The organism is Bradyrhizobium sp. BRP56 (genome assembly GCF_020194035.1).
GTDB classification, from domain to species: Bacteria; Pseudomonadota; Alphaproteobacteria; order Rhizobiales; family Xanthobacteraceae; genus Bradyrhizobium; species Bradyrhizobium australafricanum.
The window spans coordinates 103,559-127,497 of the sequence record NZ_JADYVV010000018.1 but is presented as its reverse complement, the minus strand read 5'-3'; the positions used below and the strand labels follow the sequence as shown (position 1 = coordinate 127,497).

The 23,939-nt window shown below is 65.6% G+C and carries 21 protein-coding genes; 8 read left to right on the top strand and 13 right to left on the bottom strand.

Annotation, left to right across the window (positions count from 1 at the left end; genetic code table 11):
• Positions 1 to 326 precede the first annotated feature (326 nt).
• The 4 genes from pdeM to I6F38_RS15545 all read right to left on the bottom strand — a co-directional run bounded on the left by pdeM (position 327) and on the right by I6F38_RS15545 (position 6,536).
• Entirely contained in the window at positions 327 to 998 is a 672-nt protein-coding gene (gene pdeM, locus I6F38_RS15560) for a ligase-associated DNA damage response endonuclease PdeM (protein WP_225160958.1), read from the bottom strand.
• A 63-nt stretch (positions 999 to 1,061) separates the two neighbouring features.
• Positions 1,062 to 3,830, bottom strand: coding sequence for a ligase-associated DNA damage response DEXH box helicase (locus I6F38_RS15555; protein ID WP_225160960.1), 2,769 nt, complete (start codon positions 3,828 to 3,830; stop codon positions 1,062 to 1,064).
• 273 nt (positions 3,831 to 4,103) lie between these two features.
• Positions 4,104 to 5,330 (bottom strand): ABC transporter substrate-binding protein, encoded by a 1,227-nt coding sequence (locus tag I6F38_RS15550; RefSeq protein WP_076832391.1) that lies wholly within the window; start codon positions 5,328 to 5,330, stop codon positions 4,104 to 4,106.
• Positions 5,331 to 5,609: 279 nt separating this feature from the next.
• On the bottom strand, positions 5,610 to 6,536 hold the full coding sequence (locus I6F38_RS15545; protein WP_225160957.1) for a methyltransferase domain-containing protein: 927 nt from the start codon (positions 6,534 to 6,536) through the stop codon (positions 5,610 to 5,612).
• 130 nt (positions 6,537 to 6,666) lie between these two features.
• On the opposite strand from I6F38_RS15545, the gene I6F38_RS15540 reads away from it, so the two are divergent.
• From I6F38_RS15540 to I6F38_RS15520, 5 genes are all read left to right on the top strand, one after another.
• On the top strand, positions 6,667 to 7,725 hold the full coding sequence (locus I6F38_RS15540) for a ligase-associated DNA damage response exonuclease (RefSeq protein ID WP_225160956.1): 1,059 nt from the start codon (positions 6,667 to 6,669) through the stop codon (positions 7,723 to 7,725).
• Positions 7,722 to 9,374 (top strand): cisplatin damage response ATP-dependent DNA ligase, encoded by a 1,653-nt coding sequence (locus tag I6F38_RS15535; protein ID WP_225160955.1) that lies wholly within the window; start codon positions 7,722 to 7,724, stop codon positions 9,372 to 9,374. Before I6F38_RS15540 ends, I6F38_RS15535 begins: the two co-directional genes overlap by 4 nt.
• Positions 9,375 to 9,568: 194 nt before the next feature.
• The gene (locus I6F38_RS15530; protein WP_028334595.1) at positions 9,569 to 9,874 is read left to right on the top strand and encodes a DUF6460 domain-containing protein; all 306 of its coding nucleotides are present in this window, start codon (positions 9,569 to 9,571) and stop codon (positions 9,872 to 9,874) included.
• Between the two features lie 22 nt (positions 9,875 to 9,896).
• A complete protein-coding gene (locus tag I6F38_RS15525) occupies positions 9,897 to 10,631 on the top strand; it encodes an MBL fold metallo-hydrolase (RefSeq protein ID WP_225160954.1) in 735 nt (244 codons plus the stop codon).
• A 114-nt stretch (positions 10,632 to 10,745) separates the two neighbouring features.
• On the top strand, positions 10,746 to 12,071 hold the full coding sequence (locus I6F38_RS15520; RefSeq protein ID WP_225160953.1) for an MATE family efflux transporter: 1,326 nt from the start codon (positions 10,746 to 10,748) through the stop codon (positions 12,069 to 12,071).
• Positions 12,072 to 12,341: 270 nt separating this feature from the next.
• On the opposite strand, the gene I6F38_RS15515 is transcribed toward I6F38_RS15520, so the two are convergent.
• Together I6F38_RS15515 and I6F38_RS15510 are read right to left on the bottom strand one after the other, a co-directional pair.
• Positions 12,342 to 13,439, bottom strand: a complete 1,098-nt coding sequence (locus I6F38_RS15515; RefSeq protein ID WP_225160952.1) for a quinone-dependent dihydroorotate dehydrogenase — start codon at positions 13,437 to 13,439, stop codon at positions 12,342 to 12,344.
• Positions 13,436 to 13,780, bottom strand: a complete 345-nt coding sequence (locus I6F38_RS15510; RefSeq protein WP_028334591.1) for a DUF952 domain-containing protein — start codon at positions 13,778 to 13,780, stop codon at positions 13,436 to 13,438. The genes I6F38_RS15515 and I6F38_RS15510 overlap by 4 nt, the downstream gene beginning before the upstream one ends.
• 200 nt (positions 13,781 to 13,980) lie before the next feature.
• Here I6F38_RS15510 and I6F38_RS15505 point away from each other — a divergent pair, with 200 nt between their 5' ends.
• Positions 13,981 to 14,634: a helix-turn-helix transcriptional regulator gene (locus I6F38_RS15505; RefSeq protein ID WP_016844853.1), complete on the top strand. Its 654-nt coding sequence runs from the start codon at positions 13,981 to 13,983 to the stop codon at positions 14,632 to 14,634.
• 180 nt (positions 14,635 to 14,814) lie between these two features.
• Here I6F38_RS15505 and I6F38_RS15500 read toward each other — a convergent pair whose 3' ends face one another.
• Positions 14,815 to 15,600, bottom strand: a complete 786-nt coding sequence (locus I6F38_RS15500; protein ID WP_225160951.1) for a class II aldolase/adducin family protein — start codon at positions 15,598 to 15,600, stop codon at positions 14,815 to 14,817.
• Positions 15,601 to 15,860: 260 nt separating this feature from the next.
• Between I6F38_RS15500 and I6F38_RS15495 the strand changes: the two genes are divergently transcribed.
• Positions 15,861 to 16,793 (top strand): 2-dehydropantoate 2-reductase, encoded by a 933-nt coding sequence (locus tag I6F38_RS15495; protein WP_225160950.1) that lies wholly within the window; start codon positions 15,861 to 15,863, stop codon positions 16,791 to 16,793.
• A gap of 12 nt (positions 16,794 to 16,805) precedes the next feature.
• Here I6F38_RS15495 and I6F38_RS15490 read toward each other — a convergent pair whose 3' ends face one another.
• From I6F38_RS15490 to I6F38_RS15470, 5 genes are all read right to left on the bottom strand, one after another.
• Positions 16,806 to 18,446 (bottom strand): lysine--tRNA ligase, encoded by a 1,641-nt coding sequence (locus I6F38_RS15490; protein WP_225160949.1) that lies wholly within the window; start codon positions 18,444 to 18,446, stop codon positions 16,806 to 16,808.
• A 224-nt stretch (positions 18,447 to 18,670) separates the two neighbouring features.
• On the bottom strand, positions 18,671 to 19,723 hold the full coding sequence (locus tag I6F38_RS15485; RefSeq protein WP_225160948.1) for a transporter substrate-binding domain-containing protein: 1,053 nt from the start codon (positions 19,721 to 19,723) through the stop codon (positions 18,671 to 18,673).
• Positions 19,724 to 19,814: 91 nt separating this feature from the next.
• Positions 19,815 to 20,405 carry an SCO family protein gene (locus I6F38_RS15480; RefSeq protein ID WP_028339030.1) on the bottom strand — a complete coding sequence of 197 codons (591 nt, stop codon included), beginning with the start codon at positions 20,403 to 20,405 and terminating at the stop codon, positions 19,815 to 19,817.
• 18 nt (positions 20,406 to 20,423) lie between these two features.
• Positions 20,424 to 20,612 (bottom strand): hypothetical protein, encoded by a 189-nt coding sequence (locus I6F38_RS15475; protein WP_057016041.1) that lies wholly within the window; start codon positions 20,610 to 20,612, stop codon positions 20,424 to 20,426.
• A 155-nt stretch (positions 20,613 to 20,767) separates the two neighbouring features.
• Positions 20,768 to 21,235, bottom strand: coding sequence for a hypothetical protein (locus I6F38_RS15470; protein ID WP_057016040.1), 468 nt, complete (start codon positions 21,233 to 21,235; stop codon positions 20,768 to 20,770).
• A 278-nt stretch (positions 21,236 to 21,513) separates the two neighbouring features.
• Here I6F38_RS15470 and I6F38_RS15465 point away from each other — a divergent pair, with 278 nt between their 5' ends.
• Positions 21,514 to 23,172 carry an FAD-binding dehydrogenase gene (locus I6F38_RS15465; protein WP_225160947.1) on the top strand — a complete coding sequence of 553 codons (1,659 nt, stop codon included), beginning with the start codon at positions 21,514 to 21,516 and terminating at the stop codon, positions 23,170 to 23,172.
• 78 nt (positions 23,173 to 23,250) lie between these two features.
• Here I6F38_RS15465 and I6F38_RS15460 read toward each other — a convergent pair whose 3' ends face one another.
• Positions 23,251 to 23,610, bottom strand: a complete 360-nt coding sequence (locus I6F38_RS15460; RefSeq protein ID WP_038384505.1) for a hypothetical protein — start codon at positions 23,608 to 23,610, stop codon at positions 23,251 to 23,253.
• Between the last annotated feature and the right edge of the window lie 329 nt (positions 23,611 to 23,939).

The following is a 23,939-nucleotide window of genomic DNA, read 5'->3' as shown; positions in this document are numbered from 1 at the left end:
CGCAAAACTCGGCGGATGGACCGGCTACGCCTCCCACCGTCCACCTGGACCAATCACCTTCCACACCGGAATGGCCCGCTTCCAAATCCTCGCAAATGGCCCGACAAACGTGTAGATGCACTAGTGCGAAAGCAGGGACCCATAACCACCGCATGCAGTTGTGATGCCGCGCTGGGGCCACAGCTTTGCGCAATCTCGAACAGTGGTGGTTATGGGTCCCGGGTCGCGCGGAGCCTGTCATCGGGCGGCGCTTCGCGCCGACCCGTTGGCTTGCCCGGGACGACACCGAGAATGATGGCAGCTTGGAATAAGCTGGTCGGCGATCCTCAATAACACCGTGACGCGACGAACGCGTGGACGCGGTTGTCGCCGAGCACATGGGCCGTGAAGCCGGGCGATCCGAAAATCCGTGTGAACGCGGCGTCGCGGATGCTCAAGCCGCCGGTGTAGGCGCCGAACGCCGGCATCACCGCGCGCTCGCCGTCACAGGCGAAGCAGCGGCGCTCGATCGAGCGGCCGCGGGTCGGCACACGCGCCTTGGGGTGCAGGTGCCCGGCGATCTCGCCGGCTGCGCCAGTCGGCTCGTGGCGGAACACGATCGGACCGATCGCGACTTCGGTCGCGACCACGCCGCCAAGACTGGAGGGCAGCGCCGGATCGTGATTGCCCGAGATCCAGATCCAGTTGCGCCGCAGCTGCAAGGCCGCGAGCGCCTCGCGATCCGGATTGGACAGGCGTTCATGCGCAGCGCGATCGTGAAAGCTGTCGCCGAGCGCGATCACCTGCCGCGGATCGTGCCGCGCGATGACAGCAGCGAGCCGGCTCAGTGTCGCGACCGTGTCGTAGGGCGGCAGCAGCACGCCGCGGCTGGCGAAGCTCGAGCCTTTTTCCAGATGCAGGTCGGAGACCACGAGCAGGCTCTGCGCTTCCCAGAACAGCGCGCCGGAGAAATCCGCCACGAAGCCGACATCCGCCACCGTGACCCTCGAAACGCGCATGTCGTCACCGTCTCGCAAAGCTAGCGCGCTTGCCGTCACGTCCTGTTCCCCAGAGTACCAGCGTTACGTCGTCGCCTCCCGCACGAGTTCCTCGGCCGCCTCGGCCAGAAGCTCGTCGGATGCTTCGCCATAAACTGACTCGCGACCGATTTCCAGCAGCGCGGGGACGGCAAGCGGAGAAACGTGGTCGAGATCCTTGTGGGTGATTCGGCCGTGGATGCGCGAAAGCATGTCGCTGAGGCGGCGAAGATCGAGCAATCCCGTGGCGGCATCGCCGCGCGCGGCGCGCAGCAGCACATGGTCGGCCTGGTGCTTGCGCAGCACGTCGTAGATCAGGTCGGTCGAGAACAGCACCTGGCGACGCGACTTCTCCTCGTCGGTGAAGCGGCGCGCAATCAGCCCGGAGATGATGGCGCAGTTGCGGAAGGTCCGCTTCATCAGCGCGGATTCCGCAAGCCACGCCTCGAGGTCATCGCCGAGCATGTCGGGATCGAACAGCGCGTTGAGATCGAGCTTGCCGTGCCGGATCATGAAGGAGAGATCGCCGACGCCCCAGACCGCGAGCGCGTATTCATTGGCGACGAAGCCGAGCGGACGGGCGCGGGCGCGCTCCAGCCGGCGGGTCAGCAGCATGCCGAGCGTCTGATGCGCGAGCCGGCCCTCGAAGGGATAGCAGACCAGATAATGGCTGCCGCCGCGCGGAAAGGTCTCGACCAAGAGCTCGCGCACCGCCGGCACACGCGAGAATTTCCGCTGCAGTGACAGCCAGTCGTGCACCTGGTCCGGCAACGCGTTCCAGGCGCGGCTGTTGTCCAACAGCTTGCGGACGCGTTCGGCAAGATAGGTCGACAGCGGAAACTTGCCGCCCATATAGGACGGCACTTTTGCGTCTTTATCATTGGCGCGGGAGACATAGACCTGGTCTTCAACCAGCGCTTCGTAGCGCACCACCTCACCGCCAAAGACAAAAGTGTCGCCGGGCACGAGGCCCTCGATGAAGACCTCCTCGATCTCGCCCAGCATCCGGCCGCCGCGCGCGATCGCGCCGGTCGATCCGCCGCTTTTCCCTCGGCCGCCGGCGCGCGAGCGCACCAGCCGCACCTTCAGCATGGTCTCCTCGACGATGGTGCCGACGTTGAGGCGATAGCTCTGCCGCACCTTCGGATTGGTGACGCGCCAGCGGCCCTGCTTGTCCTGCTTGATGCGCGCGAAACGCTCATAGGTCTTCAGCGCGTAGCCGCCGGTGGCGACGAAATCGACGACATCGTCGAAATCGGTGCGTGCGAGCGCTGCATAGGGCGCGGCGGTCCTCACCTCATCATAGAGCTCATCGGACAGGAACGGCTTGCCGCAGGCGCAACCGAGCACGTGCTGGGCCAGCACGTCGAGCGCGCCCGAGCGCAGCGGCGGCGTGTCCTGCGCATTCTCGGCGATGGCGTCGATCGCGACACGGCATTCCAGCACCTCGAAGCGGTTCGCCGGCACCAGCACGGCGCGCGAGGCCTCGTCGAAGCGGTGGTTGGCGCGGCCGATCCGCTGCATCAGCCGCGAGGAGCCTTTCGGCGCGCCGATATTGATGACGAGGTCGACATCACCCCAGTCGACGCCGAGATCGAGCGAGGAGGTGCAGACCACGCCGCGCAGCTTTCCGGCGGCCATCGCGTCCTCGACCTTGCGGCGCTGCGCGACGTCGAGCGAGCCGTGATGCAGCGCGATCGCAAGGCCATCGTCATTCATGCGCCAGAGATCCTGGAACAGCATCTCGGCCTGGCTGCGCGTGTTGACGAACACCAGCGTGGTCTTGTTGCGCTTGATCAGCTCGTAGACCTCGGGCAGCGCGTGGCGCGCGCTGTGGCCGGACCACGGCAACCGTTCTCTGGTGTCGAGCATCTCGACCACCGGCGGTGCGGCGCCGCTGGCGGTGACGACGTCGGCGGATGCATTCTGGCCACCGGGCTGCGGCACCAGGAAGCGCGCGAGCTGCTCCGGCTCGGCGACGGTCGCCGAGAGGCCAATAGCGCGGATCTGCGGCGCAATGGTCCAGAGCCGCGCAAGTCCGAGCGACAGCAGATCGCCGCGCTTGGAGGCGACGAGCGCATGCAGCTCGTCGAGCACGATGCGCTTCAGCGAAGAGAACAGGAACGGCGCGTCGTCGGACGCCAGCAGTAGCGCCAGCTGCTCCGGCGTGGTGAGCAGGATGTCCGGCGGATAGCGCCGCTGCCGCTGCCGCCGCGACACCGGCGTGTCGCCGGTGCGGGTCTCGATCCTGATCGGCAGCCCCATCTCGGCGACCGGCGTCTCCAGATTGCGCGCGATGTCGACCGCGAGCGCTTTCAGCGGCGAGATGTAGAGCGTGTGCAGCCCGCCGCTGCGGCGAACGCCACGACCGGTGGAGATGAGGGCTGGGCGAACCGTCTTCGATTCAATTTCGTCGCTTGCGAGATCGTCGGGCTCCCTCCCCCTGAAAGGGGGAGGGTTGGGGTGGGGATCAGCCGCTCGCTCCGTGCCCGCGGCTGACCCCCACCCGTCGCGCTCGGTTGCGCTAGTGCGCCCCCGAGCGTGCCGACCTCCCCCTTTCAGGGGGAGGTAAGAGTTCTTGCCCTGCCCCTCTCCACTCAACTCCACCAGCGTCGGCAAGAACCCCGCCAGCGTCTTGCCCGCTCCGGTGGGCGCAATCAGCAGCGCGGAGCGTTGCTCGCGCGCTTTCGCCAGCAGCGCGAGCTGATGCTCGCGCGGCGACCAGCCGCGTGAAGCAAACCAGTCGCGAAACCGGCGCGGCAGGAGATCGGCCGTTTCCGACGGCGGAACGGAGAAGAGATCGAGCGTCGACACGCCCAAGAGGTAGGAGGTTCAGGCGGCTTCGTCGAGGGCGGAGCGGAAATGGCGGCAGGTGGCAGGACTACCAGCGCGCTCCGTGCGCTGCGAAGCGCCCGGAAGTCACCTCGCCCCGCCTGCGCGGAGAGGTCGGAATTCAAGCACAGCTTGAATTCCGGGTGAGGGGGTACAGGTCTTTCGACACACACCGCCTCGCGGAGGGAAGCCCCTCACCCCGGCCGCTCCCCGCAAGAGCGGGGCGAGGGGGACGAGAGAGCGAGGCTTACCCAACTACTCCGTCATCGGCTGGCCGGAGAGGTCCCAATCCTTGCCGTTGAAGATCGAGACATAGAGCGTCTTCATCGGCGTGTAGTCGTCGGGCGTGTAGCTGTAATTGATGCCGTCAAGGAAATAGGGCGAGTGGAAGCCGGCGAGCGTCGTGGCGTGCTTCAGCACGTTGGCGCGGGTCAGGTCGTCGCCGCAGCGGCGCAGGATTTCGCCCATCGTCGCCGCCTGGCCGTAGCCGGCGAAGGCGATGGTGTTGTCGGGGTCGATGTTCGGCAGGTACTTCTTGCGCAGCTCCTCGAACGCGATCACGTCCGGATCCTTCTCGTAGCGCGGCACACCGACTTCCTTGTTGTAGCGGATCGCGACGATGTCCTTGGCGTTCTCGAGGCCCGCGGCGCTCAGGATCGAGCGACCGGTCGAGCCCGCCGACAGCAATTGCAGCGGCTTCCAGCCGAGCTCGGTCACCTTGCGGATCGACTGCGACGTCGCCTTGCCGGTGGTGATGTTGTAGAAGACGTCGGCGCCCGACTTCGAGAGATTGATGAGCTGCGAATCGACCGTCGGATCGGTCAGATCATAGGTCTGCTCCATGATCACCTGTGCCTTGCCGCCGGCATCGGCCAGCACCTTCTTGAACGGCCCGAGGAAGTCGCGGCCGAAATCATCGTTCTGGTAGAGGATGCCGACCTTGGCGTTCGGCTTCACGCTGACGACGTGCTTGGCGAGAACGCGTGCCTCGGTCGGATAGAGCGGCAGGCCCGCCATGGTCCATTTGAAATTCTTCGGGTCGTTCCACTTCGAGGCGCCGGTGTTCAACAGCAGTTGGGGAACGCCCTTGGAATTGAGGTATTTATGCACGGAGGTCTGCGGCGCGGTGCCGAGCGAGCCATACAGCGCCAGCACCTCCTCCTGCTCGACCAGGCGGCGCGTCGCCTCGACGCATTTCGGCGCGCTGTAGGCGTCGTCCATGGTGAGGAATTTCACCTTGCGGCCGTTGATGCCGCCCTTGTCGTTCAGCATCTGGAAATAGGCTTCGCCGACGCGGCCGAGCACACCATAGAGCGAGCCGGGGCCGGAATGCGGCACGGTCTGGCCGAGCTTGATCTCGGTGTCGCTCGCACCCGGATCGTACTTCTTGTCGGCGGCCCGGACGAAAGGCGCGGGCAGCACGGACGCGGCGATCACAGACAATGCGGTGGCGCCGAACTCGCGCCGTGTATGCTTTTTCATTATTTCTCTCCCTGAGGCGAAAAGCTCTCGCATTCCGCCCTGCGCCGGGCAAGCGCGAAGTCATGACTTTGCGGCGCAATGCCGCGTCACGGCAAATGCGTAGCGTGTAGACTCAAGTTTGGGTGCGTAACGTGAATGACTCTTCCCTTCTCCCCTTGTGGGAGAAGGTGGCTCGCATCGAAGATGCGAGCCGGATGAGGGGTCTCTATCCGCGGAGAGAGACCCCTCACCCAGCTTCGCTGCGCGAAGCGACCCTCTCCCACAGGGGGAGAGGGTGCGTCACGGCTTCACGGCGACGGCGACGAGTCCGGGTGCCGGGATATTGTCTTCATTGCGCGCCGAGAGATCGTCGAGCTGGGCCAGCGTCAGCCCCGTGGCAGCGATAGAGTCGCGCACGTAAGCTGCACTGTGCGCGTAGCGCAGTCCCTCACCGATGATGACGCCTTCGCCGTCATGGGTCTCGGCCGTGAAGGCGAGCACGCCACCCGCCACCAGCACACGGCTGGCCTCGGCGAGCACCGGCGCGAGATCGGCGACATAGACCATCGCATCCGCGGCCAGGATCAATTCGGCGCTGGCCTCGCGCTTCGCCGAAACGGCCTTCAACATGTCGTCGACCTCGAGCTCGGCATAGAGGCCGGTGGCGCGCGCCTTGTCGATCATGCGCGGCGACAGGTCGATGCCGATGAAGCGATCGACGTGCCGCGCGAATGCACCGGCCGCCAGCCCGGTGCCGCAGCCGAGATCGATCGCGCGCTTGAAGAAGGCCGGTTTCTTTGCGCCCGCACGCACCGACAGCACCGCCTTGAACAGCAGTGCCGGGCCGCGATAGCCGAGATCGCCGACCAGCGCGGCCTCGAAGCGCGGCGCATATTGATCGAACAGCGTCTGCACATAGCCCGGCGGCATCGCGCTGACGGCCTCGGCGCCGAGCTGCATCAGGTGCAGGCCGGCGCCATGCCGGTCTTCGGGATCGGCGTCGCGCGCGCCGCGGAACGCTGCGATCGCGGCCTCGCGCTGACCGAGCTCCAGGCGGATCTTGCCCAGCGTGTACCAGGCCGACGGGAATTTCGGCACAAGCTCGATCGCCTGTTCGAGCAGCTCGGCGGCAGCCGGCAGATCGCCCTTCAATTGCAGGTCGCGCGCGAACTCGTAGCGGCGGTCGGCGACGAGGTCGCCGGAGGACAGAAACAGGCGGGGGGCCATTCGCTTTAAGGAACCAATCTCGGCCGGGTCCGGCCATCCATCAAAACACGGACTTTTTCCGGAGATGGATGCACGGGTCAAGCCCGCGGATCCGGCTAAACATCGCGGATCGAGCGCCTATATAGGGACGATGCGCCCGCAAGACATCCTGATGCCCGTCCCGGCCGGGCTTTGCTGCAAGCCCGGCGGCTTCCACATCGATCCTGTCAGGCCGGTCGAGCGGGCGCTGATCACCCATGGCCATTCCGACCATGCGCGGGCAGGTCATGGCGCGGTGCTCGCGACCCAGGAAACGCTCGACATGATGCGGCTGCGCTATGGCGAGAACTTCGCCGGCTCTGTGCAGGTGATCGCCTATGGCGAGGAGATCAGGCTTGGCGACGTCACGGTGACGTTTCATCCCGCCGGTCATGTGCTGGGCTCCGCCCAGATATCGGTCACCTGCAAGGACACCCGCATCGTCGCCTCCGGCGACTACAAGGATGCGCGCGACCCGACCTGCGCGCCGTTCGAGCTGGTGCCCTGCGACGTCTTCATATCAGAGGCGACGTTTGGATTGCCGGTGTTCCGCCATGGCGATGCCGCCGGCGAGGTGAACAAGCTGCTGGCCTCGGTCAAACTGTTCCCGGAGCGCGCGCATCTGGTCGGCGCCTACTCGCTCGGCAAGGCGCAGCGCGTGATCGCGCTGCTGCGCGAGGCCGGTTACGACGCGCCGATCTACCTGCACGGAGCGATGGAGAAGATCACTTACTACTATCAGGAGCGCGGCATTGCGCTCGGCGAGCTCCGGCCCGCGCGCGGCATGAAGAAGGCCGAGCTTGCCGGCACCATTACGCTGGCGCCGCCAAGCGCGACATCCGATGTCTGGACGCGTCGCTTTCCCGATCCAGTCACCGCATTCGCCTCGGGCTGGATGCGCGTTCGCGCCCGGGCCCGCCAGGGCGGCGTCGAGCTGCCGCTGGTGATCTCGGATCATGCCGATTGGGACGGGCTGACGGCGACGATCGCCGCCACTGGTGCAGGCGAGATCTGGGTCACCCACGGCCAGGAAGACGCGCTGGTGCATTGGTGCAAGACCAAAGGCCTTGCCGCGCGGCCGCTCGATCTGGTCGGCTATGGCGACGAGGACGAAGGCGAGACGGCCGCACTGACCGGCGAGGCCCAGCCCGCCGGCGAGGCGGAAACATGAACCGTTTTGCCGAACTGCTCGACCGCCTCGCCTACGAGCCCGGCCGCAACAACAAGATCAAGCTGCTGGTCGCCTATTTCCGCGAGACCGAGGACCCCGACCGCGGCTACGCGCTGGCGGCGCTGACCGGCGCGCTGTCGTTCAAGCACGCCAAGCCCGGCCTGATCCGCGACCTGATCACCGAACGCGCCGACCCGGTGCTGTTCGGCTACTCCTATGATTACGTCGGCGACCTCTCGGAGACGGTCGCGCTGATGTGGCCGAAGGCGGAGCTGCCGGGCCACAACAACCCGCCTCCCCCGACGCTGACTGATGTCGTCATCACGCTGCGCACGCTCGGCAAGGCCGAGCTGCCGGCGCAGCTGGCGCGCTGGCTGGACGAGCTCGACGAGACCGGGCGCTGGGCGCTCTTGAAGCTCGTCACCGGCGCGATGCGGATCGGGATCTCGGCGCGGCTGGCGAAGACCGCGGCGGCGGCGCTCGGCGACAAAGACCCGCACGAGATCGAGCTGCTGTGGCCGGGCCTGTCGTCGCCCTATCTCGACCTGTTCGCCTGGCTCGAGGGCCGCGGCGACAAACCGGTCAACCGCGACCCTGCGCCGTTCCGCCCGGTGATGCTGGCGCACGCGATCGAGGATAGCGATTTCGCCAATCTCGACGCCGCCGATTTCAGCGCGGAATGGAAATGGGACGGCATCCGGGTGCAGGCGGTGTCCGGCCGCGATGCGCGCGGCCACGTCCAGGCGCGGCTCTATTCGCGCACCGGCGAGGATATCACGGGCAGCTTTCCGGATCTCGTGCCGTCGCTGCATCTGCCCGGCGCGATCGACGGCGAGTTGCTGGTGCTGCGCGACGGCCGCGTGCAGACCTTCAACGTCCTGCAGCAGCGGCTGAACCGCAAGGTCGTTTCGCCGAAGCTGATCAAGGAATTTCCGATCCACCTGCGCGCCTACGACCTGCTCGGCGACGACGAGAACGATCTGCGCGAGCTGCCCTTCACCGAACGCCGCGCGCATCTCGAAGCCTTCGTCGCCAGGCTGAATGATCCGCGCATCGATCTGTCGCCAACCGTCCCGTTCGCGAGCTGGGACGAGCTGGCCGCGGCGCGCGCCGATCCCAAGAGTGCGGGCGCCGGCGACGATGCCGACGCGGTCGAAGGCGTGATGCTGAAGCGGCGCGACGCGCCCTATCTGCCCGGACGGCCGAAAGGTCCTTGGTGGAAGTGGAAGCGCGATCCGCACATCATCGACGCCGTGCTGATGTACGCCCAGCGCGGCCACGGCAAGCGCTCGTCCTATTACTCCGACTATACGTTCGGGGTCTGGACCCATGGCGATGCCGGCGACGAGCTGGTGCCGGTCGGCAAGGCCTATTTCGGCTTCACCGACGAGGAGCTGTTGCAGATCGACCGCTTCGTCCGCCGCAACACCACCGAGAAGTTCGGCCCGGTGCGGCATGTCGTGCATGAGCCGGATCAGGGGCTGGTGCTGGAGGTCGCCTTCGAGGGCTTGCAGCGCTCGCCGCGTCACAAGTCCGGCGTCGCGATGCGCTTCCCCCGGATCAGCCGCCTGCGCTGGGACAAGCCGCCGCGCGAAGCCGACCGGCTGGAGACGCTTGAACGGATGTTAATCTCCATGACAGGAAGTTAAATCCCAAGCGCGCATGACAGCCATTGATCGCGGTGCGCGGGTTTCCCATGTGCACCGCCGTGACCTATAATGCGGGCGATTCCGTTAGACCTCGGTTCTGATGGAATCGGAACCGAGGTCTAGGTTTTGTTTTGACGCGTTTTCTTCACGCGAACCGGTGCCCACTTCGCGCGAAAACGCTATTGGAGACAGCAATGCCAAACGACATCCGGGACTTGCCGGCCGGCCGGAGTGACGGCCTGTACCGCTTTCTCGGCGGATCGCCGCTCTCTGTGGCGTTCCGGTTGATTTTGCTGTCGATTCTGGTCGGTGTCGTGCTCGCCGCGATCGGCCTCGATCCATGGAACATCCTCAACAGCATCCGCAGGCTGTTCCAGAGCATCTGGGATTTCGGCTTCGACGCGATCAACTGGGCCTGGCGCTACTTCCTGCTCGGCGCCGTCATCGTGATTCCGATCTGGCTGTTGTCGCGGCTGTTCGGCGCGCCGCGCGGCCGCTGATCCCAAGGAGAGTTCGCAGCCGATGCAATTGCGATTTGTCGGCTGCGGCGATGCATTCGGCTCCGGCGGCCGCTTCAACACCTGTTTCCACGTCAGCGGTGCGCGCAGCAATTTCCTGATCGATTGCGGCGCCTCGTCGCTGCCGGCGATGAAGCGGCTCGAGATCGACCGCGACGCAATCGACCTGATCCTGATCACGCATTTCCACGGCGACCATTTTGCCGGCCTGCCGTTCTTCCTGCTCGACGCGCAGTTCTCCCGCCGCACCCGGCCGCTGGTGATCGCCGGGCCCGAAGGCATCGAAACGAAACTGCCTGCGGTGATGGAGGTGATGTTCGAGCATTCCTCCAAAACCAAACAACGCTTCGATCTATCCGTCGTTACGCTGGCGCCGCGCGAAACGCGCAGCTTCGGCGAGGTGACCGTGACGCCCTACCCTGTCGTGCATGGCGAATCCGGCGGGCCGTTCCTCGCGTACCGCGTCGAGGCGGAAGGCCGCATCATCAGCTACAGCGCCGACACCGAATGGACCGACGCGCTGATCCCGGCGGCGCAGGACGCCGACCTCTTCATCGCCGAAGCCTATACCTACGACAAGATGGTCAAGAACCATCTCAGCCTGAAGACGCTGGAAGCGCATTTGCCCGCCATCAACGCCAGGCGCGTGGTGCTGACCCATATGAGCGACGACATGCTCGGCCGCATCGACGATTTGCCCTACACGGCGGCGAGCGACGGCATGGTCGTGGCGCTCTGACCATGCAATGCCTTGCCCGCCGATCTTCCGCCATCGCATTGCTCTGAGAACAATTCCGGCATGGTCGCGCGACGGATGTCGCGATAGAAACGGATATTCCTTGCAATTGTAGCCATGCACGCACCCATCCACCCGAAGATCACGACGCGTCAGGTGTTCGCCATCGCCGGCCCCGCGATGGTCGCCAACCTGACCACGCCGCTGATCGGCATCGTCTCGACCACCGCGATCGGCCGCCTCGACGATGCCGCGCTGCTCGGCGGCGTGGCGATGGCCTCGGTGATCTTCGACTGCCTGTTCTGGCTGTTCGCCTTCCTGCGCATGAGCACGCTGGCCTTCACCGCGCAGGCGCAGGGCGCCGGCGAGATCAAGGAATATGCCGCCATCCTGGTGCGCGGCTTCATCGTCGCCGGCCTGATCGGCGCGGCGCTGATCGCGCTGCAGGTGCCGCTCGCCGCCGTCACATTCCAGCTGATGGGCGGCAGCGAAGGCGTCACGCGCGCGGCCAAGAGCTATTTCATCATCCGGATCTGGTCGGCGCCGCTGGCGCTCGCCAATTACGTCATCCTCGGCTGGCTGGTCGGCCAGGCCCGCGCCAATCTGGCGCTGGCGCTGCAGATCGTGATCAATTTGATCAACATGGCCGCGACCGTGCTGCTGGTGCAGGTCTACGGCGCCGGCATCGCCGGTGCCGCGATCGCCGCCGTGCTCGCCGAGACCGCCGGTTTCGCCGCCGGCATCGTGGTGGCGTGGCGGATCTCGCAAGGCGGCTTCGCCGTTCCCGCAGCCACGCTGTTCGACCGCGCCAAGCTGATGCGCATGCTGGCGGTCAATCGCGACATCATGGTCCGCACCGCGGCGCTGATCGTCGTGTTCCTGTTTTTCACCGCCAAAGGCGCACGCGAAGGCGATGTGACGCTGGCGGCGAATTCCGTGCTGAACAATTTCCTGCTGGTCAGCGCCTTCTTCCTCGACGGCCTCGCCAATGCCGCCCAGCAGCTGTGCGGCCGCGCCTTCGGCGCGCGCGATGCACGCGGCTTTTCCGATTCGACCCGGCTGGTGCTGCTGTGGGGCATCGGCTTTGCGCTGGTGGTGTCGGTGCTGTTCGCGCTGTTCGGACCGGCGCTGATCAATTTGATGACGACCAGCGACGACGTGCGCCGCTATGCGCGCGCGTTCCTGCCGTTCGTGATCCTGGCACCCCTGCCCGGCGTGTTCGCGTTCGGCTTCGACGGCATCTATGTCGGCGCGACCTGGGCGCGCGAGATGCGTAATCTGATGCTGGCCTCGCTCGCGATCTTCCTCGCCACCTGGTGGGCGCTCAGCTCGTTCGGCAACACCGGCCTGTGGATCGCGCTGCTCGGCTTCTACGTCGCACGCGGCGGCTTGCAAGGCCTGCGCTATCCGGCGCTGCTCAGGAAGACGTTCAAGACGGCGTAGCATTCGTAGCCCGGATGCAGCGAAACGAAATCCGGGGTCTGCATCCGCGGGAAGTCCGTCCCGGATTTCGCTTCGCTTCATCCGGGCTACGAAGTTCTCTTCCCCTTCCCCCTGAAAGGGGGAAGGTCGGGATGGGGGTCAGCCACAGGCGACGCAGCTCATGGAGAGAGCTGATCCCCACCCGCTTTGCTCTGGCGAGCAAAGCGACCTCCCCTTTTCAAGGGGAGGTTAGGGCGCAGCCGGATTTCGCTTCATCCGGACTACCCGCACCTACCTCACCGGCCAATCCTCGGCCGTAATCGTCGCAGCATCGGCGCCGACGATTTCCGACAGCGAGTCGCGGCCGGTGCGCAGCAGGGTCGAGGACAGATCGCGCTTGATGTCGTCGACGAGGCCGAGGCCCTTGTAGACCAGCGAGGAATAGAGCTGGATCAGGCTGGCCCCGGCGCGGATCTTGGTCAGTGCCGCGCCGCCGCTGTCGATGCCGCCGACGCCGATCAGCGGAAACGCGCCTTCGACACGGACATAGGTCTCGGCCACCATCCGCGTCGACAGCCGGAACAGCGGACGGCCCGACAGGCCGCCCTGCTCCTTGGCGCGATTCTCCTCGCGCAAGGTCGAGGGACGCGCCAGCGTGGTGTTGGCGACGATCATGCCGTCGACGCGCCGCGAGCGGGCGATGTGCACGACGTCGTCGAGCTCGGCCAGACTCAGATCCGGCGCGATCTTGAGCAGGACCGGCGAGTCGCCGGCGTTCTTGCGCACGCGCTCGCGGGTGTCGATGACCCGCGCCAGCAGATCGTCGAGCGCTGCCGATTGCTGCAGATTGCGCAGGCCCGGCGTGTTCGGCGAGGAGACATTGACGGTGAAATAGCTCGCGACCGGCGCAAACGTCTCGATCAGCTTCACATAATCGGCGGCGCGGTCGGGCGAATCCTTGTTGGCCCCGACATTGACCCCGACGATGCCGCCGGCGCTGGCGCGCGCGGCGAGCCGCCGCAGCACGGCCTCCGCGCCGTCATTGTTGAAGCCCATGCGGTTGATGACGGCCTCGTCGCGCTCCAGGCGAAACAGCCGCGGCCGCGGGTTGCCGCCTTGCGGCTTCGGCGTCACCGAGCCGATCTCGACAAAGCCGAAGCCGAGCCGCAGCAGCGCGTCGGGCGCCTCCGCACTCTTGTCGAAACCCGCCGCCATGCCGATCGGGTTTGGAAAGTTGAGTCCGAAGGCGCGCACCGCGAGCTTGGGGTCATCCGGCCGCTGCCGGATCGGCGGCAGCAGCTTCAGGCCCTGGATCGCCATGCGATGGGCATCTTCGGGATCGAACCAACGCAGCAGCGGCAGCGAAAAGGCGTCGAAGGCACGGATCACGGCTTGAGCTCCGGAACGTCGTGGCCACCGTCGGAGCGCGCGCGCAGGTCGAGGATCTCGGTGACCGCGCCGAGGTCGAGTTCGCCATAGAGATGCGGGAACAGCTCGTCATTGCGCGACCGCTCCCAGCGCAGGGCATCGCCCAGCGCATCGGCATCGACCGCGACCAGGAACAGGCCAGTTTGCCCGTGGTAGTGCTTGCGCGCGGTCTCGGCCACCTGGGAGGCGGTGGAAAAATGGATGAAGCCGTCGCGTTTGTCGTCGGCACTGCCCCGGTACACGCCCTGCCGCTCGGCCTCGCGCCAGGCCGAAGCGGGGGTGATTTTGTAGATCATCGGCACGGGCCGGCCTTCCCTTTTGTCCTTGAGTCTCTTGGGGTTTTATCCGGATTTGAGGGGAAATGCCCCAGACGCCATCTGGCGAGCGAGGGACCGTATCGGCGGCGGCGGCGCAACTCAAGCGGTGCCAGGGCACATCGGCCGACAGATTTGCGAAAACGCCAAGTTTCAGGCAATAATTCCTACCATCCGGGATACCCTCGATGGCCAAACAGCCCAAAGCCACCCGACCGCTGACCCACGCGCAGGTCTGGGCCGCGCTCGACCGGCTCGCCGAACGCGCCGGGCTGTCGCCGTCCGGCCTTGCCAAGCAGTCCGGACTCGACCCCACCACCTTCAACAAGTCCAAGCGCGTGACCGGCGACGGGCGCGAGCGCTGGCCCTCGACCGAATCGCTCTCCAAGGCGCTGGCCGCGAGCAATGCCAGCATGGAGACCTTCGTGCAGTTGCTCGGCGATGGCGCGCGCGGCGGACAGTCGGTGCCGCTGATCGGCTTCGCGCAGGCCGGAGCCGGCGGCTATTTCGACGACAGCGGCTTTCCCGCCGGCAAGGGCTGGGATGAAGTGGCGCTACCGGCGACATCAGACGAACACGCCTATGCGCTGGAGATCGAGGGCGACTCGATGAAACCGGCCTATCGCGAAGGTGACATCATCGTGGTGTCACCCGCGACCGCGATCCGCCGCGGCGACCGCGTGGTGGTGCGCACGACCGGCGGCGAGGTGATGGTGAAGGAATTGAGACGCCGCACCGCCAAGATGCTGGAACTCGCGTCGCTCAACCCGGAGCACCCCGACCGCATGCTCGATGCCGAGGAAGTCGCGTGGATCGCACGCGTGGTGTGGGCGAGCCAGTAGTCGGGCACGTCGATCACCACACAACCAGTGTCGTCCCGGCGAAAGCCGGGACCCATAGCCACCGAAGATTATTGCTACACCACGCTGGGGCCGCAGCGCGCTTCCACAACATGCCCCTGTGGTAATGGGTCCCGGCTTTCGCCGGGACGACGGCGGAGGTTAGAGCGCCATCCAAGCCCCTTACGTCGCGTAGTCCGGTTCCTTGCGATCCAGCATCCGCTTCAGCGCATCGAAATGCCGCTGCGCCGGGGACGGGCCGTTGTAGAGATGGTCGTCGCGGAAATCGCGCTTGGTCTTCTCCACCACATGCTGCGGCAATTGCTTGAGCGGCTGCTGCGTCCACATCGCGTAGATCTGCACCTGTGCGGCGCGTTCGATGTAATAGAGCCGGTCATAAGCATCGGCGACTGTCTCGCCGACGGTCGAGATGCCGTGATTGGCCATGAACAGGATGGTCTTGTTGCCGATCACCTTGGCGAGCCGTGCGCCTTCCTCGGGATCGAGCGCAGGGCCGGTATAGAGATCGTCATATGCGATCGCCTCCGACAGCCCGACCTCGGTCTGGCCGATCTCCTTGATCCGCGGATCCTCGAGCCGTGTCAGCGCGCTCGCATACGGCATGTGGGTGTGGAACACCGCCTTGGCCTGCGGCAGCGCCTTGTGGATCGGCGCATGGATGCAATAGCAGGAGCGCTCGACCTCACCCTCGCCGCGCTTCACCTCGGCATCGTCGATGCCGACCTCCATGAAGGAGGATGCGGTCACCTCCGACCAGTGCATACCGAACGGGATCTGATAGTAGCGGTCGGTGCGGCCGGGCACCACCAAGGTGAGATGGTTGAAAATACCTTCCGAAAAGCCGTGGATGTAGGCGAGCCGATGCGCCGCCGCGAGATCGACCCGCGCCTGCCATTCCTCGGCGCTCGAACTGTCCTGCAGCGATGTCGGTGAAACCCTGAACTGCATGCGCAAGCTCCCATCTGTGCCGGCCTCTCGGCGGAGGCCGTGCTGATTTTATGGATGCGAGTGTAGCGCAATCCGACGCCGGGCTCCGGTGAAATTGCCGATGGCCTGCTATCCGAATTTTGCGGGCTCGGCGTCATTATGTGATGATGCGCTGCGAAGACCGCGGATCGGCGGCTTCGTTGGCTGCGGCGGAAAGCCACATGAGCGGCCTGACTTTCCAACCCAACGCAAACCCACTCCGCAAAGCCCAGAGTTACGCAATGACAGGACCATCCGACCGCAAGACCATCGCCATCGTCGGCCTCGGCAGCATCGGCGGCATCATCACCGGCCTGCTGCGGGCGGTCGACAAGCATGACGTGATCGCCTGTGTCCGGCGGCCGCTCGATCGGCTCACGGTCGAGCGGGCGGAAGGCACGGTGGAGGTGCCGCTGCGCGCCCTCACCGATCCGGCAGCGGCTACGCCGGTCGACTGGGTGTTGTTGTCAACCAAGGCGCAGGACACGGAATCGAGCGCGCCCTGGCTGCAGAGGCTGTGCGGCCCGCGGACGCGCGTCGCGGTGCTGCAGAACGGCATCGGCCACACCGAGCGGCTGGCTTCATTGGTCGGCGCAGCCACGGTCGTGCCGACCATCGTCTATTACAACGGCGAGCGGCTGGCACCGGATCGCGTTCGTTTCCGCCGCGCCGGCGAGCATGAATTCGCGGTTGCCGATGACACAGACGGACGCGCGTTCGAAACTCTGCTGGATGGTACGGCGATGCGCGTGCGGCGCTCCGCCGATTTCACCACACTGGCGTGGCGCAAGCTTCTGCTCAATGCGGTCGCCAATCCGATCACCGCGCTCACCTTGCAGCGGCAGGCGGTGTTCCGCCGCGCGGACGTCAAGGCGTTGTGCCGCGCCATCCTCGAGGAGGCCGCGAATGTCGGCCGCGCCGACGGCGCCCAGCTCGCGCCCGACGAGGCCGAGCTGATGCTGGCGACGTTGTTGACCTATCCGCCGGACGCCGGCACCTCGATGTATTTCGATCGTGTCGCGGGACGCCCGTTCGAAGCCGATGCTCTCACCGGCGCGATCGTCGCGGCCGGCGAACGGCACGGCGTGCCGACGCCGCTCAACGGCCTGCTGCTGACGCTGTTGCGCGCCACCAGCGACGGCCTGCGCGACGCGGCGCAGGCCGAGCGGCGATGAGCGGCGCGATCCCTACGACGACCGCGCCAGCGCGCCGTCGATCATGTTGACCGCGTTCTGCACGCCGTAGACCGCGACGAAGGAGCCGAAGCGCGGGCCCTTCTCCTGACCGAGCAGCACCTGGTAGAGCATGTTGAACCAGTCGAGCGAGACGCCGGGACGGCCGTCCTTGCCCTTCTTGACCATGTCGAGGAACGGCTCGCGGCGGCCGATCTCATAGACCACGTTCTGGATGTCTTCCGCGGTCGCGTTCGCCGGCATGTTTGCGAGCGCATCGCGCAGATCCTGCAGCGCGGCGCGCTCACCGTCGGTCGGCTCGCGGAACTGCTTGGTCGGCGCCACGAAGTCGCGATAGTAGTTGATGGCGTAGCCGACCATCGCATCTAACTTCGGATGAGTCTGCGGCGTCACGCCCGGCCGGTAGCGGCCGATGAAGCCCCACAGCGTCTCGGCATTCTCCGCGTTCGACGACGACACCAGCGTCAGCAGCAGCTGGAAGGTGACGGGCATGTCGGCCTGCGGCGGCTTGCCGGAATGGATGTGCCAGACCGGATTCTGCAGCTGCTGCCGCGCTTCCTGCCGCGTGAAGCCGTCGAGGAATTGCTGATAGTCGTCGACATTGCGCGGGATGACGTCGAAATAGAGCCGCTTCGCCGCCTTGGGCTCGCGATACATGAACAGCGACAGCGACTCCGGCGAGGCGTAGCGCAGCCACTCGTCGATGGTCAGGCCGTTGCCCTTCGACTTCGAGATCTTCTGGCCCTTCTCGTCGAGGAACAGTTCGTAGTTGAAACCTTCCGGCGGCGTGCCGCCGAGCGCCGAGCAGATCTTGCCCGACAGCTTCACCGAGTCGATCAGGTCCTTGCCGGCCATTTCATAGTCGACGCCGAGCGCGTACCAGCGCATCGCCCAGTCCGGCTTCCATTGCAGCTTGCAGCGGCCGCCGGTGACGGGAACGGTGACGGTCTCCTTGCTATCGGGGTCTTCATACGAGATCGTGCCGGCCTTGGCGTCATGCGCCGTCACCGGCACGTAGAGCACGAGGCCGGTGCGCGGACAGATCGGCAGGAACGGCGAGTAGCTCGCCGCACGCTCCTCGCGCAGCGACGGCAGCATGATCGCCATCACCTTCTCGATCCGCTCCAGCATGCGCAGCAGCGCGGCATCGAACCGGCCGGAGGTGTAGTATTCGGTCGAGCTCGCGAACTCGTAGTCGAAGCCGAACTGGTCGAGGAACGCGCGCAGCCGCGCATTGTTGTGCTGGCCGAAGCTCGGATGGGTGCCGAACGGATCCGGCACCTTGGTCAGCGGCTTGCCGAGATGCTGCTCCAGCAGCTCCTTGTTCGGCACGTTGTCCGGCACCTTGCGCAGGCCGTCCATGTCGTCAGAGAAGGCGAGCAGGCGCGTCTTGATCTTGTCTTCGGTGAGCACGCGGAAGGCGTGGCGCACCATCGTGGTGCGCGCGACCTCGCCGAACGTACCGATATGCGGCAGGCCCGACGGGCCGTAGCCGGTCTCGAACAGCACCTCGTCCTTGGGATTTTTCTTCAGCCGCGCCACAATCGCTTTCGCCTGCTCGAACGGCCAGGCGTTGGATTGTTCGGCGAGCGCCCGCAGGTCGCTCGGGCTGGCAGAAGGATCAATCACGGACATTCCTCAGGTTCTCTCCAAAAAGGCCGCGAAAACTAACGCTTTCGCGGCAAAATGCAAAACGACGCTCCCTCGCCCCGCTCTTGCGGGGAGAGGGTTGGGGTGAGGGGCTCCATCCGCGTAACCGGCAAGAGAGGAATTCGCGGTGGGTCCCCCTCACCCGGAATTCAAGCTGCGCTTGAATTCCGACCTCTCCCCGCAAGCGGGGCGAGGTGAAGAGCACAGCGTCAGAACGGGCTGACCGAGAAATAGCGCAGCCACAGATCGGTGAAGCGGCCTTTTTCCCAGATCCGGAACAGCGCCCAGTTCAGCGATTGCCGGAGCAGATCGTTGCCCTTGCGCACCGCGATGCCGACGCCCTCGCCGAAATAGCGGCTCTCGACAAAGGGGCCGCCGGCAAAGGCGCAGCATTCGGCGGAATCGGTGCCGTTGATCCAGAACGCGAGCGAGATCGCATCGCCGAAGATGAAGTCGACCTCGCCGCGGCGCAGCGCTGCGCGCAGCGTGTCGTTATCCGGATAGGAATGGATCTCGGCGTCGGTGAACATCGCCTTGAGGTAGGCCTCGTGCGAGGTACCGCCGATGACGCCGACCTTCTTGCCCTCGAGATATTCCGGGCGGATTTCCGGCATCGCGTTGTCACGGCGCGACACGAAGCGGGCCGGCGCGCGGTAATAGGGATCGGTGAAATCGACCTTGGCGCGCAGCTGCGGCGTCACCGCCATCGACGCGATGATGGCGTCGCCCCGGTTGGTCGCCAGGGCATCGATCAGGGTCTCGAAGCGGCGCATCTGGATGGTGCAGGTGACCTTGATCTCGTCGCAGAGCGCGCGCGCCAGGTCGACGTTGAAACCGGCCGGATTGCCGTCGGGACCGGTGAAATTGAACGGCGGATAGTCGGTCTCGGTCAGAAAGCGGATCACGGTGAGGCGCGACAGATCCGGGCGGTCCGGCCGGCGCCGCGGGTCCCAGAAACCCGGCACCGCCTGCGGCGCGGCCTCGGCGGCGGCCTTGGGCGGCAGGGTCGGGGCCGCCTGGGTTGCCGCGGGGGCCGCAGGCGCTGTCTGCGGTGCAGCCGGCGCCGAAGGTGTCGCTTGTGCGGGGGCCGCCTTGGTGGGCGGAGCCGGAGCAGGAGCCGTCTTGGCTGCCGGCGCCTGTGCGGGGGGTGTCTGTGCAATTGCAGGGTGCGCCAAGGCCAGCAAGGCAGCCGCCAGCATGCCCGCGGCCAGGCGAAGCTGGCGCGAACGGACGGCAAGGGGCTGGACGGAGGGATTTGGCATAACCGGCAATTTCAGGAAATTGAACGGCTTATAGCCGAATCAGCGCCTGAAGCGAGCGCCGATTGGGTTAATTCTGAACCGGAAAGGGCGATCAGAGATACCGTTTGAGATCGGCCGCCGCCTCTTCCGGCGTCCGTTTCAGATTGAACGGCGCGACGAAATGACCGTCGCGGTCCATCAGATAGATCAGCGCGGTGTGGTCCATCGTGTAGTCGCCATCCTTCAGCGGCACCTTCTTGGCGTAGACGCGATAGCTCGACAGCACCTTGGCGATCGCGGCGGGATCGCCGGTCAGACCCTTGAGGTGCGGATCGAAGCTCGACAGGTAATCCTTCATCGCGGTGGCGGTGTCGCGTTCCGGATCGACCGAGACGAAATAGGCGTTCACGCGATCGGCGTCCTTGCCCATCGCCTTCAGGACCTCCGAGATCTCGAACAACGAGGTCGGGCAGATGTCCGGGCAATGGGTGAATCCGAAGAAAATCAGGGTCGGCTTGCCTTGGAGGTTCTTGTCGGTAACGGTCTGGCCGGACTGGTCGGTGAGCTGGAACGATCCGCCAATCGCGGCCGGCGCGGCAACGGTGCGCAAGCCGCCGATCGCCCACAGCATGAGGAACAGGCCGACCGCCAGACTGCCCGCGAAGGCAGCGAAGATCACCAATGGGCGCGTGGTCCGGGGCATGATGCGAGGGCGTCCTTGTCAGAAGCAGGCGGAGATGCCGGCCGTGATCATTTCGAAAAACACCGCGGTCCCGTAGTGGAACCAGAGTGCGGCGGCGGCAAGCAGGGCCAATCCGCCGATACCGGCCGCGCCCCACAGGATCGCAGACGCCACCCGGGTCTGTGGAGCCGTTACGAGCTCGGATCGGGTGGAGATCGGCTGAACCATGAGGCTGAGATAAGCCCGGTTCCGGCAGGCAGCAAGCGCAATGGCGGCCGCAGGCCGTCAAATGATGGCGAGCAATTCCGGCGCCGGCGCGTCCACGCCCCGGCGTCTGCCGAGGCCAATGGCCGACGAGGGTCAAACAGAGAAGCAGCCGGAGCTTAGTGCGCGGGCTTCGGCGCCGAGGCCTGGGCGTTAAGGTAGCACGGCTTGTACAGCGCCTGCAGTTGCTTGCCGCGCAGGAAGATCATGCGCCGGGTCAGGCCACCACGCCCCGAAATCCATCTGCGTACCGCCGGCGGATACATCAGGTACAGCATATGGGTGGCTTCCGGATTGGGGACCGGGCGGCCGTTGTCGCCGTAGTCCCAGGCTGCGTGGAAGCCGAGGCTGGCGTGCGAGGTCACACAAATCCGGTCGTGAGGAACCTTGCCGAGCACGATGGTGCAGGCCGAGGCACACAGCCCGTCGATGATGACCGTCTCGCCCGAAGTCCGCAGGTCCTGATACCTGTCGACATAGACGCCGATCTTGCCGCCGCGATCGTCGGCGATCCTGACTACAGCTTGAGACACCCCCATTCCCGCCAGCAGGAGAACCGCAGCGAGCAACCCCGTCATCAACTTCATTTTGGCCAGCCCCAGTCGAAACCGAATCTGTTTGGTCTGTGATGCAAGACAATCGTGAGCGTGTTGCGCGCGCGTATTTTTGTCCAGACGAGTGAAGCCGGTCAAAACAAATTCAAATTGGGTGTTGCGCGCACGCTGCAGTGAGAGTGGGGAAAGGTCCCAAACTGGAACAGCGCGGCGCACGTGCTTGGTGCTCCGCCGCCACAGGCAAGGTCCATTTGGCGTTGACCGCACGCAATGAGGCGGTCTTGAATCTCGGCGGGACGGGGGACCTGAACATGGCTGACGATGCAGATGTGATCGTGATTGGCGCGGGGCTTGCCGGTCTCGTGGCCGCAACCGAGATCGCCGACGCAGGCAAGCGCGTCATCGTGCTCGACCAGGAAGGGGAACAAAGCATCGGCGGCCAGGCCTTCTGGTCGTTTGGCGGCCTGTTCCTGGTCGATTCGCCGGAGCAGCGCCGGCTCGCCATCAAGGATTCGGTCGAGCTCGCATTACAGGACTGGATGGGCACCGCCGGTTTCGATCGCGAAGAGGATTACTGGCCGCGCAAATGGGCCGAGGCCTATGTCGCATTCGCGGCCGGCGAGAAACGCGACTGGCTGCGCGCCATGGGCCATCGCATCTTCCCGGTGGTCGGCTGGGCCGAGCGCGGCGGTTACGACGCGATGGGCCATGGCAATTCGGTGCCGCGCTTCCACGTCACCTGGGGCACCGGCCCCGGCATCGTCGAGCCGTTCGAGCGCCGCGCGCGCGAGGCCGCGAAAAGCGGACGGCTGATATTCAAGTTCCGCCACCGCGTCGATGCGCTCAGCGTCACCCACGGTGCGGTCGACGGCGTCAGTGGCACAATCCTGGAACCGAGCTCGGTCGAGCGCGGCAAGAGTTCCTCGCGCAACGTCGTCGGCGATTTTTCCTTCCGCGCACCTGCGGTGATCGTCGCGGCCGGCGGCATCGGCGGCAATCATGATCTGGTGCGGCAGAACTGGCCGAAGCGGCTCGGCGAGCCGCCCAGATTCATGATCTCCGGCGTGCCCGAGCATGTCGACGGCCGCATGATCGGCATCACCGAGGCGGCGGGCGGGCGGCTGATCAACCGCGACCGCATGTGGCACTATGTCGAGGGCATCCGGAACTGGAACCCGATCTGGCCGCGTCACGGCATCCGGATCCTGCCGGGACCGTCGTCGCTGTGGTTCGACGCGACGGGCAAGCGGCTGCCGGCGCCGCTATTCCCGGGCTCCGACACGCTCGGGCAACTGCATTACATCATGGGCACCGGCTACGATTATTCGTGGTTCATCCTGACCCAGAGCATCATCAAGAAGGAGTTCGCGCTGTCCGGCTCCGAGCAGAACCCCGACCTCACCGGCAAGAGCTGGCGCATGACGATCAAGCGCGCCACCAACAAGGGCGCGCCGGCGCCGGTGGAGGCGTTCAAGCAGCACGGCGCCGACTTCATCGTGCGCGACAATCTCGCTGATCTCGTCGATGCCATGAACAAGCTCGCAGGCAACGATCTGTTGCAGCTCGACGCCATCAAGGCGCAGATCGAGGCGCGCGACCGCGAGATCACCAACCCCTACGTCAAGGATGCGCAGGTGATGAACCTGCACAATGCGCGGCGCTATATCGGCGACAAATTGATCCGCACCGCGAAGCCGCACCGCATCCTCGATCCCGAGCACGGCCCGCTGATCGCGGTGAAGCTCAACATCCTCACCCGCAAGACGCTCGGCGGGTTCGAGACCGATCTCGAGTCGCGCGTATTCGGCAACGATCACCAGATCATCCGCGGGCTCTATGCGGCCGGCGAAGCCGCCGGCTTCGGCGGCGGCGGCATGCACGGCTATCGCTCGCTGGAAGGCACGTTCCTCGGCGGCTGCCTGTTCTCGGGCCGCAACGCGGGACGTGCGGCGGCGAAGGCGGTGAGCTAGGAGCGCCTTTCCCTGATGTGGGCGTTGAGGCCCGTCGGCGAGAACCGGCGGGCCTCGATTTGCTGAGTCCGAATTTGTTCAGGCGGTCTTGGTGAAAAGCGTCAGGATGCCGTTGGTGAGATTGACCGCGACAACTTGTGCCGAGCTGAGGCCCTTCGCCTTCAGCGCGGATACTGCTTCTTCAGACGCGTCGATGGAACCGCGAAGGTTCCGCAGGTCGTCTTCGCTTGCCTTTGCGACGACAGCCTCGACCTTCGACCGGGCGTCGGGCTTGAGTTCCTTGATGTCCACGACCTGGATGCTCCGGATGGCGGTGGGCTGATCAGATTGAGCCTGCGGCATCGCCTTCGGTTGCGTCCCCTGCACCTGCGCCCAAGCAGGTGTTCCGAGCGAGAGCGCCGCAACGATGACGGACGCCGTAGAGATACGGATGCGCATGAGTATTCCTTGTGTTGATTACCCCCAACATCCCGCGACAACGGGCTTTCCTTGCTTAAGGTTCCGCCGGAAATCCGCTCTCTCGACCGGTGCAGCATGAACTTACGGGACCGCAGGCGGGAGCGCCGCCAAAATATCGAAAACAACCCCATGCAAAGTAGCCGGCGGTGGCCCGCGCTCGGCCAAAACAACTTGACACGTCGGGCAACTCAGACGCATTCTTCTAATATTCCGAAATCGCGCGCGTTGAAACAGCAACGCGTCCTTCAGCGTTTGCGCCGTTTGCTTGGTCAGACGATTCTGCTCGAAGGGCAGGTTGGAGAGATCGT